We start from the raw sequence: 17,794 nt of genomic DNA on the forward strand, positions 1-17,794 counted from the left end.
TTCCTAAATATTGTCCTACTTGTTTACAAAGGATGTAAAATATTGTGGATTGTTAAATAAAATTAATAAAATATCTACAAACATAATTTAAAGATTGCATTTTACTTTAATGTTTGATACAATAAAAGAGGTCAATGGAAGTGGCTGAGGTTTAAAATAAGTATTTTAAGCTTAGGAAAGTCCATGTTAGCACATGCTGCGATTGCATGTAGTGTTTGTGTCTAAGGAATTAATAACTTAGAGTACTGTAAAAAGTAACGGCGTTTTTTAGCTCTAAGGATTGCAATAATTACATTATTTTAATCTATGAGATAAAAACTGAAAGTGTCACAGAGACGAGTTAATTAGAAATAATTAAGTGAAACGCGATAAACCCCTCAAGCTAACAACCCAAAATAATGGTAGGGGCATGCAAAGCGATTAAATGAAATTAGTTTTGCACTACTTATTAGTAGAAGATAAATAGCCACACTTGTTTAACAAGAACAGAACATGGCTTATGCACATTGACCTTTTTTATTAAATTATTTAAAAATCAATAAAGATTATTTGCTTGCTATTATATTTATTATTTGGTATATCTATATTTTGGCAAGAATTATAATTAATGTTATTTATATTATTTATTTATAATTATTGTATTTTATTTGTTTTTAAGTAATTTAAAAATTATTTGTTCCCCCTTTATAAACAAAAAAGCCAAACTGTAAAGTTTGGCTTTCATTGTCTTTATGCTTTTCATATTGTGATATTTCTTAAAAGATATTAAATAAGTAAAGATAGCAATTTATTTATTTTTGATGTTTGATTTTATAAATTAAAATTAGTAAAAAAGCAACTATTAGACCAGTTATAATTATTATAATTGTATAAAAAATTATTGAATTTGTTGTAGTAGTTTTAGTTGTTGAAGCTGCATTTGTTTCTTGTTGATAGTTAATTTCTAGTTCCATTTCGCTTTCATATTCGTGATATTGGTCTTCTTTTGCTAAATCGTATTCTATTTTACAAAAATTATTACTGCCATCTTTGTTTTTGCTAAATTGAAAATCTTTAGGTAAAAATTTATTTTGAAGTTGAGGATTTTTTTGCCAAATAGATTCACATATTAATTGCTTTCTTTGTTCATCAGTAATATTAGGTGTTATTTGTATTGTTCCTAAATGGGCATTTGTAATAATGTCCTCCAAGTTTATCGTTTTTTTAGTAAAATTAAATTCTATTTTATTTCCCAATATATCTTCAATTTGAAAACTGCCTTGCCATTGCATTTCTTCCGATTCATATTTTTCTTCTAAATGTTCGCTTGCTATTTCAAAATCATCGCTTTGTATTTGGATGTTTGATTCTTTATTTATTTCTTTAAGTATGCCATTTAAAGCAATTATAATATCTTCTTTGGTTAATTGATTATTTTGTTTATAATAACTAAAATCATTGATTGTTCTTTTTTTTAGGGGAAATAATTGTTCGAAATTTTTGGGATTCTTTAAATTTTTTAAAGGCAGATTATTTATTATTTGGGGTTTTTGTTGTGTGTTATTTGCATTTTTTTCAACCCCTACTCCATTTTCCTTTTCTTGGATGTTTTCTAGTTGTTGTGGTTTTCCAGCATAAATACTAATTTGATTGCAAAAATGTATGCCCAATAAAATCATGAATAAAATTAAAGTAAAGTATTTGGGAAACAAACGCATAATTGCTTTGCTTTGGATTTGCATATTACAAATATTTTACTTTTCTATAAATATTAAAGGGTTTCAAAAATAACCCCATTAAAATATTACAGTATAATTATATTTTTTGTGCAACATTTGTATTTATCACATTTTATTATTGTGCCTTTTTCAACAACTTTGCATCCTTTAATTTTATTTTACGCCCCCCAAATAAAAAAATTTGAATTAAAATATTGTGCCAAAAGTTATTTTTTTGTTTTTTTATGTTTAATTTTAACAATTTTATATTATAATATAAATATAATTATTTAAATATTTTGACTCTTAATTTCTAAACTCTTACTTATCTTAGATTTAAAATATTCAAAAGCAACTACTAACTTTATAAATTATTTATTTCTAATTTTATTAATTTTGTTAATTTTTCACAAATCACATATTAGCAAAACAAACAAGATAATAAATTAACTATATTTATTCTTTATTTTTAATTATATACAATTTACATAATGGATATATTTCTATTTTGCAATTGCTTTCAAACTCAAACCCAAAAATTATTTTTTTGCAATTGATTTTCACAAAATAAAATCTTATTTGTATAATAATTTATATAATCCCCAATATATTTAATCATTAATTAAATTATTTTTATAATATGTTTGCAATGTTTTGGAAAATAATAAGCATATTTTCTAAGTTTATTATTGTGTTAATAGCCTCTTTTATTTAATTCTTAGCCATAATTTTATCATTTTTCGCAACAAACACCACCAACAACAAATTAGCGTTAATTGTAATTTAGATTTTGTTAATTATTGTAAGTTTTATCAATTTTGCACCCTAAAGCCATATTTGTATCTTTTTTTAATAACTTTGGCACTAAATTATTATATTTGCAACATTTCCCTTAACACCTTAATTTAGTTTTTGTACCCCCCTTTTTTTATATTTATTCAGGGTCATTTATACGAGTTATTACAAAACCATTTCAAAAACACTTGCATAATATTTTGCATTAATTTATATTAAGATATAATAAATATCTTTAAAGTTTTAGTTTTTTTATAATGTAAATATGAAACACATTTTAAAAAATGAAATTATAAGTAATAAACTTATTTTAAAATATAAAATAAAAACATTTTATTACTAAAATTAACCCAAACCACCCCCCAAATAACAAATTAGCCCTCATTATAATTAAATATTTTTGCTACTTTATTACAAATGTATAGCCATAACTGTATCAAAATTGAAATTTTTAATGATGGATTTTACAAAGAAATTCCAAAACCACTAATTTATAATTGCATATCATTAGATATTTTTTATAACATCGTTTTTTACCTCACAAAATAGTTCCATTTTAGATCATTTTAAATCAATTCAGAAAGGCAAAAGGAGACCATAATTATGGATTTTTTTATTAAACACAAACAAAAAATAATCATTTTTCTTTTGGCAACAATAACAACGCTGATTTTGTCTATTCCTTTTTTATCTTTGACAAAAACCAATAATGCCAAAACTGCTTCAAAAGATTTACAAATAGTAACGACTACTACCATGTTAAAAGATTTAGTCAGGCATTTAGTTGGTGATGTGGCAGAAGAAGAACAAAACGAATATCAAAAAATTGAAGGTATTCAAGTTGATTCTTTGATGGGAGTAGGAATTGATCCGCACAATTACAAAACCAAATTATCAGATCGCAAAAAAATTAAAGAAGCTGATTTAGTTGTGATTAATGGACTGCATTTGGAAGCTAAAATGGCAGAAGCCTTCCCGCTTTTAACGAATAATTCCTTTACCGCAGTGCAGTTAGATGAAACGCATACCAAAGTTATAAATCAAGAAGGTAAAGAGGAGGAACACATTAAAGAAGAAAATATTAAGCGAGATGAAGATACTCATGGACCAGATCCTCATATTTGGTTTGATATAGATCTTTGGATTAAAGTTTTAAAACAATTAAAATACAAATTAAAAACAGTATTGGGGAAAGACCTACGTTTTATCCAAAGGGATATTGCTAATTTAGAAAATAATTGCGACAAATATGCACGAAAATTAAAATTATTAGATACATATGTAGGCAAGACATTTAACGAATTAAAAGGACAATTTTCTTCTCAAGGCAAAACATTTATTTTAGTTACTGCCCATGATGCTTTTTCTTATTTAGCTAGAAAATATGATTTTGAATTAAGTCCAATTCAAGGAATTTCTACTCAAACAGAAGCCAGTATCAGCGATATTGAAGAATTAGCTAATAAACTGGTTGCAAACCAAGTAAAAGCTATTTTTGTAGAAAGTGCTTTTCCAGAAGGAACGCTTGATTCTATTAAAGAATCTGTAAAAAGTAAAGGTCATAATATTAAAAAAAGTGATGAAGAATTATACGCTGATGCTTTGGGTTCAGAAAGCGAAGAGCCAATAGAATTTGAAGCCGACAAAGATAAAGACGGGAATTCCAAACCAACAAAATACAAACATTCCACCTATATTGGAGCTTTATTACACAACATTCATACAATAGAAAAAGAATTAAAACAATAACAACAATAACAAAGAAATAAGGAGATTATAATGAAAAAAAAAATAGCCATTAAAATTAGAGATCTAACTGTAGCTTATCATCTAAAACCAGTTTTGTGGGATATTGATTTAGATATTTATCAAAGCTCTTTGACAGCTATTTTGGGTCCTAATGGTGCTGGAAAATCTACTTTAATTAAAACTATTTTAGAATTGATTCCCAAAGTTTCTGGAGAAGTTTTATTTTATAATCAAAAATATGGACAAGTAAGAAAAAAAATTTCCTACGTGCCACAAAGAAATTCAGTTGATTGGGATTTTCCAACTACTGTGTTTGATGTTGTTTTGATGGGCCGCTACGGACATTTAGGATGGTTTAAAAAACCAACTGCTAAAGATAAAGAAATAGTAATGCAATCTTTGGAAAAAACAGGAATGCAAGACCTTAAGGACCGTCAAATATCTGAACTTTCAGGTGGACAACAACAAAGAATTTTTTTAGCTCGTGCCTTAGCTCAACAAGGAGATATTTATTTTATGGACGAGCCTTTTCAAGGAGTTGATATCCAAACAGAAAAAAAAATTATCCAAGTTTTAAAAGATTTGCAAAAAGAAAATAAAACCATTATTGTAGTGCACCATGATTTAGAAACAGTGACTCAATATTTTGATCATGTAGTTTTGGTAAACGTACAAAAAATTGCAAGTGGTACTACGGATGAAGTTTTTAACCAAACTAATTTAACTAAAACTTTTCAAAATAAACAATTAAAAAAAGACATCCATAATTTGCAAACCCCCAAAACAACTAAATAAAAAGAACCAAAATAAATAATCAAATTAAATATAAATGATTAAAATAAATAATCATATAATAAAATAACCAATAAATAAGAAAGGATGAAATATGTTTGCTTTAGAATTTAATTATACTGTTGTTAAAGTGCTTTTAGCAGCTAGTTTTTTAGGATTTACATCAGGTATTTTAGGTGTTTTTATTATCCTGAAAAAACAAGCCTTAATTGGAGATGCTCTTTCTCATACCGCTTTGCCAGGAATTGCCTTAGTTTATTTTTTTGCTCGTAGTACAGATATTTGGGTTTTGTGGCTGGGTGCTATTCTTGCCTCGTTTGTTACTTTGCTTTTGATGGAACTTATTAAAAAATATTCCAAAATTAAATCAGATACAGTCTTATCGTTAGTGCTTGCTTCTTTTTTTGGTCTTGGCAACGTTTTGATTGCCATTGCTCAAAATACTGGTGAGGATAACAAAATAGCTACTTTGGAAAAATTTATCTTAGGGCAAATTGCTTTAGTAACTGAACTAGATATGATTTCTACTGGCATTATGGCTTTAATTACTTTAGTTGTGGTAGTTGGCTTGTGGAAAGAATTCAAAATTTATATTTTTGATGATAAGTTTGCCCAAAGTGTAGGATTTAACACTAAAATTATGACTTTTATTCTTAATTTCTTATTAATTGGAGTAGTAGTTATTAGTTTAAAAATTATTGGTATTATTTTGACAAGTGCCTTTTTAATTATGCCAGGAGTAATTGCTCGTCAATTTAGTGATAGATTTGTTACTAATGTTATTGTTGCTTCCATTGTTACTTCCTTTTCTAGTTTAATTGGAGTTTTTATAAGCAATAGTGTACAAGATATGCCAACAGGACCAATTATTATTGTTATTACTACTTTATTTATTGCTTTGTCCTTGCTATTTTCTCCTAAATATGGAGTTATTAGTAGATATGTGCAAAAAATTAAATATCAAAAAAAGATTAAAAAATTTCGTCAACTTATTCATCTTTATTACGAACAAGAAGAAACTCATACTTTGAGTTTGCCAATAATTCAAATAGAAAGTTTTTTATGGAAGGAAAAATATTTAATGTTACAAAATCAAAAAGCCCAATTAACACCTAAAGGAATTAAATTAGTTGAAAATTTAATTGATGGTATTGTTTAATGATAAGTTTTATAAATAATGTTGTTGGTGGCTTTGAACTAGATGTTTTTTTAGTTATTTTATTTTGTTCTTTGACTTTGGCTAGTTTAGGAGTTTTTTTAGTATTGAAAAAGTCTTCTATGGTAGTTGATGCTATGAGTCATAGTGTTTTATTAGGAATAGTTGTAGCTTTTTTAGTAGTTAAAAATCTTAATTCCCCTCTTTTAATTATGGGAGCTGCTTTAGTAGGTGTGCTTACATCTTATATGGTAGAACTTTTAGGCAAACATTCTAAAGTTACCAAAGATGCTTCTATTGGGATTGTGTTTACTTTTTTCTTTTCGGTAGCAATTATTTTGATAAGTCTTTATACAAGACACGAACATTTAGATACTGATGCTGTTTTTTTAGGCAATATTGAACTTACCCACATTAAACAACTCAAAAAAATTATTCCTCTTTTATGTCTTAATTTGTTGTTTGTGCTTTTCTTTTATAAAGAATTAAAAATCTATATTTTCGACCCTACTCTTGCTGTAATCCTCGGATTTTCAACTAATTTATTTAATTATTTATTGATGTTTTTAGTTTCTATGACAGCTGTTATTTCTTTTGATGTAGTTGGTTCTATTATGGTAATTTCTTGTATGATTGGACCTGCTGTTACATCTCTTTTAGTTACTAAGAATCTATATAATAGCTTTTTGCTTTCTTTATGGCTTGCATTTGTGAATTCTAGTCTTGGTTATTATTTGGCAATTGGACTTAATTTACCAGTATCAGGATTAATTGCTTTTATGAATTTAGTGAACTTTTTGCTCTTTTTCTTCTTAGCCCCTAAAACTGGAATTGTTGCCAAAATGATTAAAAATAATTTGCAAAAAAAAGAATTTATGATTATTTCTTTACTAATGCATCTCAAAAATCATCAAGATCAATTACAAAAAAACCATTTTCAAGAGATTTATAAAGATCTAAAATGGTCTTTATCTCGTTATAATAAATGTCTTAATAATGCTTTAAAAAAAGGCTATATTCAAATAAAGCAAAATCAAGTAATACTAAATGATTCAGGAAACTATATTTTAGAAGAAAAAATTGCTCTTTGGATATAAAAACCTACACCCAACAAACAACTTCAATAAAGTGGGCTTTATCATATTTATAATGAGTTTTATCATATTGAAAGAATTTTAAAACACTTAAATAAAAAAAATTAACCCTTTGCTAAGGTATTTTTTTAGCTTACCAACATCACAAATTTGCTTTTGTTTTATAAAATTAAGTTATAATAAATAAGGTAGCATTTATAAGTATATAGAAATTAGGAACAACACTTTCCTATTTTATATCAACACTTTATTATCACCAAAAACATCATGAATTATTTTTAACTTTGCACCGAAAAACCATAATTATCAAAAAAATTAATTTATTTGTTTAACTTAGAAAAAACTAAAATAAATTATAATGACAATAAAATATCTTATCATAACATTTAATGTAATACTTAAATGTTCTATAAAACTAAGGAGTAAAACGATGAAATTTATAGGTAAAAAAATATTATGTTTAGCATTAATATTAAATTTAGTTAATTTTTTTATTTTTATAGTTTTTAATGTTTGTAGTTTTAGTTTTTTTAAGAAGAAAAATCCTTATTTTAATAATAATTTTGTTTATGCACAGAAAGAAGAAAGTTCAAATAAGGGGAATAATAAAGATCAAAAAAATGCAAAAGATAATCAATTAAATAAACCAAACGAAGAAAAGCAAGAAGAACAAAAAAAATGTTCTGATTCTTGGTTTTGGAATAAAGTCAAAGAAGTTAGAACAGCTATTTATAATATATTGCCAGGAACCAAATCTCCTGAAAATATTGACACACAATTATTAAACCAAATCAAAGAAGAAATAACTGCCATTGAAGAAAAAAAAGAAAAAATTAAAGAATTAACTCAACAAGACGAAACATTAAAAAATATGTTAGAATCTGATGAAGCATATAAAAAAGCGGAACAACAATATAAAGAAGTAGAAGACAATTTAAAAGAAAATAAGTTTCAAGAAGCTTCCAATTTATTAAAACCTTCTCCAACTGGGTGGCGCTCTTTTATAAGTTTTTTTCCTTTTGTGGATAATCAAACTCCTCAACCCTTAAAAGAAGCTTATAAAACTGCGTTGGATAATTTACAAAAAGTTCAACAAGTAAAAGAAGATTGTAATAAATTACAAAATATAAATGATGATGTACAAGGAAAAAGTCTTTGGGCATCTATTAAAGATAAAATTAATAATTTTTGGCCTTCTGCTAATGCTGATGTCACTCCTACACCTTCTGATTTAAATTCACAAGAAGAAATACCTTCTATTAAAAATTTTCTAAATAATCATAAATTTGCAACTAAATTGCTTGGTTGGTGTTTAGGAGAAAAAAGTAATGATGTTCAAACAATAGCTTATAATTTAACAAACAGATTAGCTCAATATATAAGCAATAAAGCTGAGGAACAAGTTCAAAATAAAGTAGAACAAGCTAAAAAAGATGTTCCTCAAAAAGCTACAGATGCAGTTAAAGGCCACATATTTCAAGTTATTACCGCTGCTGTTGCTTTTACCGCTTTAGTTATTGCATTTCTTTACTGGTTTATAATTAAAAAAATTATAAAAAATCAAATTAAAAAACCACAAATAAGTAAAAAAGTTACCTTAAATAAAACAAAATAAACTTTTTTATTCTTAAATAATAAATAAGCAAAAACAATAATTTATTTTACATCATTTGCTATTATTATTTCTTAAATATTACATTATTAGTGTTTTTATTTCAATTTTATACGAAATAAAAAGGAGATTAATTTTTATGTTAAAAATTAACCATTTATTTAAAAAATTTCAAAATACAGAAGTCCTTGAAAATGTTTCTTTTCAATTGCCTCAAAAAGGATTAGTTTTTATTATTGGTAAATCAGGTTCTGGTAAGTCTACTTTATTGAATCTCATAGGAGGGCTTGACAAACCCACTAAGGGAAATATTACAGTTTTAGGATGAAACATTAATGAATTTGCTTCATTCGAACTAGATGCTTATCGCAATTATTTTTTAGGATTTGTTTTCCCAGAATATAATTTATTAGATAATTTAACAGTTTTTGAAAATATTCAAATGGTTTGTGCACTACAATCAAAACAAGTAGATAATTGGAAAATGCAACAAATATTAAAACAAGTAGAATTGGACGGTCTAGAAACTCGCTATCCTAATCAACTTTCAGGAGGACAAAAACAAAGAGTAAGTATTGCTCGTGCTTTAATTAAAAATCCTAAAATGATTTTGGAACACCTCAAGTTTATCAATTGCCAGGTAAAATTAATTGTGTTTTGTTGCCTTGGCAAACTTTGCAAGAATTCTTACTTGGATAATTTAATTACAAAACTTTTAATATTTCATATTATAACAAAAATAAAATAGATAATAAATAATGATTATTACAACAAAAAAGACCGTTTTTAAACGGTCTTTTTTTATTATGAAATGCATTTTCAAACTCACTATTTTTTATAATTAAGAAAACAAAATTATTCATCATCATTATTTTGATCTAAATCTAATGATTTATAAAACCCTTTTCTTTCTAAAACAGGGATGGGTTTTGTAAATGTTTGGGTGGTGGTTTTTTGTAAAAATTCTTGTAAAGATGTTAATTTGCAATCAATATTATCTAAATACCAAAGTAAAAGAGCTTCTCCTATTTGTGGTCTTTTGGCAGCTCCATGTTCTAAAAGTCCATGATGAGAAATTAACATATGTTTTAATAATAATACTTCTTCTTTATCTTGAAAACCCAATAATTGGGCTTCTTTTTCTATTTCACAAGCACTCATGACTAAATGACCTAATAGCAAACCTTTGGGAGTATAGTTTTTTTGTTCTAAATCTAGTTCTTTAATTTTTTCCATGTCATGTAAAATAGTACCTGCAAATAGTAAATCACTATTGAGAAAAGGATAAATTTTTAAAAGAGATTCTGCCATTTTTAACATAGTTAAAGTATGATAACCAAGTCCGCCATAATAATTATGATGAATTTTTAACGCTGCTTTGGAAATTAAAAATTTATTTTTGTTTTTGCAATATAAATTGTAAGTAATTTGTTTTAAGACTTTGTTTTTTATTTTATGTAAATAGTTTTCTAATTCGTCTTTTACTATTACAAAAGAAATAGGAGCACATTCATAAAAGGCTAAATAAATTTCATACAAAGTTTGCATATCTAATACATTATAAGCTAAATTGTATGTTTGATTCATCAAAATAAGTTCTTCATTTTTGAGAAGACAAATAGTTTTAAAATGATATATTTTTCCTTGGATAGGTGGTTTGGTTTGAGGTTCTAATTTGATGTTGATGTCGCTTTTGTCTTGTAATTGCAAGGTGATATTATAAAAATGAAGTCCTTGATTGATGCTTGTTACTTTGCCTGTAAAAAAGTTGATTTGTCCTTTTTGATATTTGGGTAAGATGTTGGTTTGGGTTTTTTTCATACGTTTGTTTCCTATTGGTCTAGATTGGGATTGATAAAAATATGTTGATGGAAGTGTTTGTAAATGGAAATAGTAAGTTTGCATTATTACATTTATAAACAAAAATAAATTGATGTTTATAATTTTGTTATTACATAATTTAGTTCATTTTATTTTTATTCATTATTTTATTTATTTATTATTTATCTAGGATTTGATTTTGGCTAAGTACAAAATTAATTAATTGTTCTTTAATGTTGGGCATTTCTCTATTAAGTACTTTGGTAATTAGTTGTTTTTGTGTATGTTTAATCCATGTTCCTTTGGGTTTGTGGGGTAATTGTTTTAAGACTTCTTGCCAACTAAAATTAAGTTCAGTAATTGTTTTTATTGGTAAATATTGATAAATATATTGTATTTTGGCTGCTGCATAAGGTTCTTTTTGCAAAAGATAATTAATTTGATTAGCTAGGAGACAATTTTTTAATCCATGTTTAAATAAATTAAAAGTAATATTTTCCCAAAGATATAAACTTAAAGAGGCAATGTTTTGGTAGCTTTTTTTCTTTTGTTTGGTAAAAGGAAAAGATGCAAGGATTTGGTTGTTGAGTAAAAGCGACATTGACCAAAAAATTCTTCTTTTTAATTTGTGGTGTGCTTGAATGTATTTAAGTTGAGTTTCATGTAGATAAGCTAAACAAAGAATGCTTTGGTTTAGTTGGGGTAAAAATAGATGGGTTTTAGTTTCTATCATAGTTTTAAAAGTTTGGTGCCAGTTTTTGTGAGTGATGATTTTTTCGATGTGTTCATAGATTCTTTGAGAAGAAATTTTAGCTAATAAATGGTTTTTGTGGATGATAGCTTTTTGGGTAGTTTTTTCTATGCAAAATCCTAGTTTAGATTGAAAATAAAAAGCTCTTAAAATTCTTAAAGGATCTTCTTGGAATCTAATAAAAGGGTCTTTTATGGTGCGGATCAAACCTTGCTTTAAATCTTTTTTTCCTTGTTTTTCAGGTGTGAAATCAAATATTTTACCAGTTTCATCCATTAAAAGAGCGTTAATAGTAAAATCACGTCTTAAAAGGTCTTGATGGACGTTTTTGGTGAAAAAAATTTCACTAGGGTGGCGATAGTCTTTGTAAGTGCCTTCTTTTCTGTAAGTAGTAATTTCGAAAAGATAATTTTCAAAAGTTATTTTAAAGCTACCATAATTAATTTTTATTTGGGTTGTTTTTTCTGGGAATAAAAGGAGTTTTATTTGTTGGGGGGCGGCGTTAGTAGTGATGTCGATGTCTTCGTTAGCATTTATTTGGAGTAAATAATCTCTGACAGTGCCACCCACAATAAAGGCTTCGAATCCGTTTGTTTTTAAGATAGTAATTATTTTTTGAGCTGTTTTTAGTTGATTGGAATGTTTCATATTTTGGGCTTTTAACAATATTTCTAATTTTTTTATTTTGTTGTGTTTGATTGGTTGGTTGCCTTTGATTATAAATATAGTTAAGATAAAAGTAAAATAGATAATAGATATAAATATTAAAGGTTGTTTTTAGTTTGTTTTATTATTTATTTTTTGGTAAATGTGGTTCAATATAGTATTTTTTATTAGTATTTATTTGTAATTTTAATGTAGGGTGTATTATTTAGGATGTGCCAATATTTAAAATAACAACATTTTATTATTGGCAAATTAGTTTTTTTGAAAATAAAAGACCATCGGTTGTGATGGTCTAATTTGGTTGTGATAAGAGTTTTTATTGGGTTGCTGAAATTATTTTTTTTGTTTTTTTGTTGTTTTTATCGGGATAGTAAATTATTTTTTTTGATTCTTAGTTCTTGAAAAAATTTTTGTAAAAGTTGCATGCTTTCTTGAGCTAAAATTCCTGATTGGATATTTAATTTATCCATAAAAGGCATATTTTGGATAGATGACATATCATTAAAAGAATATGATTTTTCCATGCTTGTGCCATAATAAAGGTTTTTGATGCCTGCTTGTATGATGGCTCCTGTACACATTAAGCAAGGTTCTAAAGTGACATAAAGAGATACATCATTTAAAAAACGGCTGTTTATCTTTTTGCCTGCTTTCATGAGGGCTAAAAATTCAGCGTGTCCAAAAAAAAGTTTTTTAGTGTTTCTGTTATTGTGAGCTCGTGCAATTATTTTTTGGTTTAAAACAGCGACAGCTCCGATGGGGACTTCTTTTTTGAGGTAGGCTTTTTGGGCTTCTTTTAAAGCTTCTTTCATAAAAAAAATATGTTGTTGGTTGTTATTTTCCATATTTTAAGTATTAATCCACATTCCAAACGAATTATTGAGATGAATTATTTTAGTGGAGTTATTTAGATTGGTTGGTGAAGTTTTGCCAGTTAATTTTTGTTTTGTCAATATCTGCTAAACAATGGTGTTTGCGACAACGAGGTTCGTGGTATTCTTTTCCGCCTACCAAAACAACAGGTTCATTGCTTTGAGCAGGTTTGCCGTCAATTAATCTTTGAGTGCGGTTGGCTTTTTTGCCACTGATAGCACAAATTGAAGTTAATTTAGTAACGGTGTCTGCAATTGCTAATAAATAAGGCATTGGTCCGAATGGTTTTCCGCAAAAATCAAGTTCTAAACCTGATATAATAACTTCAATATTGCAGTTAGCTAAATAATCTACAATAGCGACAATGTCGTTATCTAAAAATTGGGCTTCATCTATTATGACAACATTAATTTCGGGAGTAATAAACGGGAGAATGTCTTTGCTTTTGTCAATTAAAATAGCAGGAATAGTGTTTTGATTGTGAGAAACTATTTCTTCTTTAACAGAATAACGGTCATCTATTTGCGGTTTAAAGGATAAAATTTTTTTGTTGAGTTTTAATGCTTGATTACTGCGTTGAATTAATGCTTCTGTTTTGCCTGCAAACATTGGTCCACAAACAACTTCAATAAACCCTTGCCCTTGTTCTTTTTGGGTCATTCTTTTGAACTCCTTTATAAATAAGATAATTTGAATTAATTTTTTTGGTTTTGTGGTGTGATAGTTGGTCCAAAAGAACTTGGAGGGTGATTTGCTATTTTATTTTTTAAGTATTTATTATTTATTTTTAATCAATTCTTCGGTGGTTTCTTTTTGGTTATCAGCATTTGAAGAAACTGTTTTAACTTTTTGGTCTTGGGTAATACCATAACGTTTGTTAAATTTGTCAACTGGCCCTGCTTTAACTACAAAAGTTTGTGCGCCAGTGTAAAAAGGGTGGCAATTAGAACAAGTTTCTATTTTGATGCTAGTAACTGTGGTGCCAATTGGGTGTTGTTTGCCACAAGTTGCACAAGAAACTTCCACTGTTTCAAATTGAGGGTGAATATTTGCTTTCATGTGTTTAGGACTCCTTATTATTTTTTTGATTTTATTTATTTTTATTTTGTTATGCGATGTGTTTGTGTTTTATTATTTATTATTTATTATTTTTTAATTTTTGGTTTTTATTATTTGAACTTTTTGATGGGATTTTTGAACTTTTGATTTCTTATTTCTTTCTTTATCTTTATGAAAAAATCATAAAATATAAATATAAAAAATAAGAAAGAAAAGGAAGGCAAAGAGTTTTTAGGCTCTTTGTAATTTGAGCTTTTTGATTGCCCTAGCAGAGATTTTTACTTTTTGAACCTTGCCGTTTTCGTCAACAATTTTTACGTTTTGTAAGTTGGCTTTCCAAATTCTTTTAGTTGCGTTCATAGCGTGGCTACGACGATTACCAAAAAGGGTGGTTTTTCCAGTGATATAACATTTACTCATTGCTTTTCTCCTTTGTTAATTACAATATATAAGTTATTATATCACAATAAGGGTTTATTTGGGTGATGTTTTTTTGTTAAAAATAAATTTATTGTTAGTTGTTTGGTTTGGGATAATTTTATATTTAGGATAGGGATTTATTTTAATTGCAACATTATTTGATTTGATTGTTTTTATGTTATTTTGCGCACGTTTATTATCTTTTTTGCCCATCATCTCCATTATATTTGTATATTTATTTGATAATTTAGTAAAATAGTTAAAGCCTTTATTTGGTTTGTACATAAACACTTTGTTTTTTCTTGGATTTTTGCTATATTTTTTGCTACAATTAAAATATAATATATATTTAGATGAAACACTCCAATAATTTGCCCCTAGTAAAGAATGAATATTTTATTTTTTTAGTATATTTTGTTTTTGCTTAGGGTTTATTATATTTGTTGTTATTTATTTTATTTATTATTTTCATTCCTAATTATTTTTTTCCTATTTCATTTGCATTATTAACATTTGTATTATTCATATTTTTATTAAGGAGATATTTATGTTTGAGAAAAAAAATTTATTGATTGTCTTTGTGTGTTCCTTAATTGCAATGTTATTTTCGTTGTTAGTTTTTGTAATTGTTGTAAGTAAGTTAGGATATTTGAGTTTTAAAGATGTTAAAGAACCTAATTTATACAAAGACATAAAATCACCTAAAACACAAGAGCAAAGAAATAATAAGACAAATTAATTAGCTCAAAGAGTTGCTGAACAAGTAAAGGAACAATTTCAACTGACTACTTTAACAGAAAGCCAAATTAAAGAAATTAAGGATGGCAAAATAGTTTTATCCAAAGAACAATTAGAAGCAATAAAAGGAGAGTTAAAGCCTTTGGTGGATCTAAATTTTAACTGAAGAAAATAAATCTAATATTTTAACAATTGATGCAAAAAACGGAACAGTTCAGACCGAACAACCCAAACAACCCAAACCCAAATAAAGGGACACAATAACAAAAGCAAAAGAAGAACAACGATAAACCCTCAAACCCCAAAAAGGATTACAAAAATCAAACTCAAAACCAACAAGCGAAAAATAGTTTTTCTCAGCCAAATCCACCAAAACCAAAGCAGCAAAACAATGATAAATCTCAAAAACCCAAAAAATAATTAACCCTGAATATTGACGAACCCCTTATAATTTGTTCAAATATAATTGAACTTTAACCTTTTGGTTAGTTGTCTTTGGGTTGGTTCATTGGCATAACGGTGTCATACTTTATTTTTGTAGAAAAAAATAAAAAAAGAGTTCGGCGTCATATCCTAGCTCTTTTTGTATATCAGATCTGAATTTATAATATAAAAAACTCAACACTGTCATATAAGAGTTGAGTAAAAAAACTATAATATCATAATTATTGCGCCGCGCTTTTTTTCACTTTTTCGCCCTTTTTTTGCATCTTAATTTTTTCATTCCTTAAAAAAATAATTGATTCATTCCTTAAAAAAATATTATATAATATAGCTGGTTAAATTATTATTTGTTATCCATCAATTATTTTGTTTTGCATGTTTGGAAACATTTAATATTTGAAAAAGGGAACAATAAATAATTTACTTTTAGTATCATTTTTTTGTATTGCTTAATTGTTCTTCATTTTAAGAACATCATTATTCCTTAATTTAAGAACAAATTGTTCCTTATTATAGGAATACCCTTTTTATCCTTATTAAATTAGTTTTTAAAAATTATCAAATTATTATCTTTAATTATTTATTAATTAAAATTGTTTTTGAGTAGTTTTTGAAGGCTATTTTTTTTATTATCAAATTAATTATTATCTAATCTTTAATAATAGCTAATTGATTAATTGATAAATTATAAATATTTTAATTGACACTAATTATTATTTAATACTATTTAGTTAAGTTAAAATATTGCTTCAAGGAAACAACATGTTGTATAAAAAAATTTTTTATATTTTGTTTTCATAATAAAAACAATATTGGAAGGGAATTAGAATAAATATATGCGTAATGTTAATAAGAATAAGAAAAATAAGAAAGTACATAAATATATTCTAGCAGCTCATATAATTGCTTTAGCTCTTATATTATTTCATCTTTCTAAACAAATGGGGCTATTTAATTTTAAGTCTTCTTTAACTTATAAAGCTTATTTTAATCTGGCTTTAGTACCTTTATTTTATTTAGGGTTTTTCTTTGGATTTAAGAAAGCTTCTTGGATGCTTCTTATTTATGTGTTTTGTGACTTTGTAACTACTTTGGGACATTCTTGGATTTTAGCTAATTATGATATTTTTTCGCTTGGGAAAAAAAATATTAATCAATCAACTTTTCTTATACTTAATTATCTTTTAAAAACTTTAATACCTATTTTATCTTGGTCTTTTACAGGATTATTATATTGTAAAGATTTAAGTCATTTTAATATTAATAAAAAAAATATTATACGTTTATTAAGTATTTTAATTATAATTATGTTAATTCATGCTTGTTCTTATGCTATAAATGGTTATTTATGTTATTTGTCAAGTATTAAACATATTCTAAAAGATAATCCATATTATAATATCTTTTTTGCTAATGAAATAACTTCCTTTATCACTATTTTTGTTCTTAATTTAGAAACAGTTATTACTTGTAATTTATTATTATTTGGTTGTGTTATTTATCTTAATCCAAGATTAAAGATTATTTATCAAACTTATTTTTATGAATAAACAATAACATAAATGAAAAACTTTTTTTGCAATTCCCAATAAGACAAATTTAATAATATTTACCAAAAATATAAAATAAATTTTTGAATCCTCCAAACCAAATTATTTTTTTTAATACTTGCCAATTATTAAATCTTATGATATAATAAAAGTGCTTTGGCACTTAAATTATTTAGTGCCAAAATTAAATCATTACAAAAATATTTTATTTACTATAATAAATTATTAAATTAAAAGGAGTTTAATCATGAAACAAAAAACAATTATCCCTTTACATGACAATGTTGTTTTAAAATTGAAAATGGAAGAAACTAAAACAGCTAGCGGAATTATTTTGGCTTTATCAGAAAAAGAAAAATCCTCTGTTGGGGTTGTTGTTGGAGTAGGTTCCAAAGTTGAAGGTTTAAAAAAAGATGATGAAGTAGTTTATAAAAGCTATTCTGGTAGCAAAGTTACTTTAGGAGAAAAAGATTATTTAATTGTTGCTGTAAAAGATATTTTGGCACAAATTAAATAAGATAATATAGATAAGATAAATAATTATAAACTAAGTATTAATAAATAAAAAGACAATATT

General features: G+C 26.0%; 15 protein-coding genes, 1 other RNA gene and 1 pseudogene. 10 read left to right on the top strand and 7 right to left on the bottom strand.

The features are described 5' to 3' along the window. Positions 1-133: 133 nt before the first annotated feature. Positions 134-505, top strand: an RNA gene (gene rnpB / locus KE631_RS01430) — RNase P RNA component class B. Positions 506-791: 286 nt separating this feature from the next. Here the strand turns inward: rnpB and KE631_RS01435 are convergent. Then, a complete protein-coding gene (locus KE631_RS01435) occupies positions 792-1,721 on the bottom strand; it encodes a hypothetical protein (protein ID WP_212509100.1) in 930 nt (309 codons plus the stop codon). 1,374 nt (positions 1,722-3,095) lie between these two features. Between KE631_RS01435 and KE631_RS01440 the strand changes: the two genes are divergently transcribed. From KE631_RS01440 to KE631_RS01465, 6 genes and pseudogenes are all read left to right on the top strand, one after another. Then, a complete protein-coding gene (locus KE631_RS01440) occupies positions 3,096-4,241 on the top strand; it encodes a metal ABC transporter solute-binding protein, Zn/Mn family (protein ID WP_212509101.1) in 1,146 nt (381 codons plus the stop codon). Between the two features lie 30 nt (positions 4,242-4,271). Then, positions 4,272-5,036 (top strand): metal ABC transporter ATP-binding protein, encoded by a 765-nt coding sequence (locus tag KE631_RS01445; RefSeq protein WP_212509102.1) that lies wholly within the window; start codon positions 4,272-4,274, stop codon positions 5,034-5,036. Between the two features lie 91 nt (positions 5,037-5,127). Further along, positions 5,128-6,192, top strand: coding sequence for a metal ABC transporter permease (locus tag KE631_RS01450; RefSeq protein ID WP_212509103.1), 1,065 nt, complete (start codon positions 5,128-5,130; stop codon positions 6,190-6,192). Next, positions 6,192-7,286 (top strand): metal ABC transporter permease, encoded by a 1,095-nt coding sequence (locus tag KE631_RS01455; protein WP_212509104.1) that lies wholly within the window; start codon positions 6,192-6,194, stop codon positions 7,284-7,286. Before KE631_RS01450 ends, KE631_RS01455 begins: the two co-directional genes overlap by 1 nt. Before the next feature lie 427 nt (positions 7,287-7,713). After that, positions 7,714-8,898, top strand: a complete 1,185-nt coding sequence (locus KE631_RS01460) for a hypothetical protein (protein ID WP_212509105.1) — start codon at positions 7,714-7,716, stop codon at positions 8,896-8,898. A gap of 136 nt (positions 8,899-9,034) precedes the next feature. Continuing rightward, positions 9,035-9,643: pseudogene (locus tag KE631_RS01465) on the top strand (ABC transporter ATP-binding protein). Between the two features lie 107 nt (positions 9,644-9,750). On the opposite strand, the gene KE631_RS01470 reads toward KE631_RS01465, so the two are convergent. The 6 genes from KE631_RS01470 to rpmB form a co-directional block, all read right to left on the bottom strand. Then, on the bottom strand, positions 9,751-10,800 hold the full coding sequence (locus KE631_RS01470) for an HD domain-containing protein (RefSeq protein ID WP_249291105.1): 1,050 nt from the start codon (positions 10,798-10,800) through the stop codon (positions 9,751-9,753). A gap of 94 nt (positions 10,801-10,894) precedes the next feature. Beyond that, positions 10,895-12,115: a CCA tRNA nucleotidyltransferase gene (locus tag KE631_RS01475; protein ID WP_212509107.1), complete on the bottom strand. Its 1,221-nt coding sequence runs from the start codon at positions 12,113-12,115 to the stop codon at positions 10,895-10,897. Between the two features lie 377 nt (positions 12,116-12,492). Continuing rightward, positions 12,493-12,978, bottom strand: coding sequence for a nucleoside deaminase (locus tag KE631_RS01480; protein WP_212509108.1), 486 nt, complete (start codon positions 12,976-12,978; stop codon positions 12,493-12,495). A gap of 58 nt (positions 12,979-13,036) precedes the next feature. Beyond that, on the bottom strand, positions 13,037-13,666 hold the full coding sequence (locus KE631_RS01485; protein ID WP_212509109.1) for a thymidine kinase: 630 nt from the start codon (positions 13,664-13,666) through the stop codon (positions 13,037-13,039). Positions 13,667-13,783: 117 nt separating this feature from the next. Further along, positions 13,784-14,065, bottom strand: coding sequence for a 50S ribosomal protein L31 (gene rpmE, locus KE631_RS01490; RefSeq protein WP_011160480.1), 282 nt, complete (start codon positions 14,063-14,065; stop codon positions 13,784-13,786). A gap of 231 nt (positions 14,066-14,296) precedes the next feature. Then, positions 14,297-14,485 (bottom strand): 50S ribosomal protein L28, encoded by a 189-nt coding sequence (gene rpmB / locus KE631_RS01495; RefSeq protein ID WP_212509110.1) that lies wholly within the window; start codon positions 14,483-14,485, stop codon positions 14,297-14,299. Positions 14,486-15,032: 547 nt separating this feature from the next. Here rpmB and KE631_RS01500 point away from each other — a divergent pair. The 3 genes from KE631_RS01500 to KE631_RS01510 all read left to right on the top strand — a co-directional run bounded on the left by KE631_RS01500 (position 15,033) and on the right by KE631_RS01510 (position 17,734). Then, positions 15,033-15,224, top strand: coding sequence for a hypothetical protein (locus KE631_RS01500; RefSeq protein WP_212509111.1), 192 nt, complete (start codon positions 15,033-15,035; stop codon positions 15,222-15,224). A gap of 1,279 nt (positions 15,225-16,503) precedes the next feature. Then, complete coding sequence (locus KE631_RS01505) at positions 16,504-17,217, top strand: hypothetical protein (RefSeq protein WP_212509112.1); 714 nt, start codon at positions 16,504-16,506, stop codon at positions 17,215-17,217. 247 nt (positions 17,218-17,464) lie between these two features. Further along, positions 17,465-17,734 (top strand): GroES family chaperonin, encoded by a 270-nt coding sequence (locus KE631_RS01510; RefSeq protein WP_011160495.1) that lies wholly within the window; start codon positions 17,465-17,467, stop codon positions 17,732-17,734. Positions 17,735-17,794: the final 60 nt, after the last annotated feature.

The organism is 'Santalum album' aster yellows phytoplasma (assembly GCF_018283495.1).
GTDB lineage: Bacteria > Bacillota_I > Bacilli_A > Acholeplasmatales > Acholeplasmataceae > Phytoplasma > Phytoplasma asteris.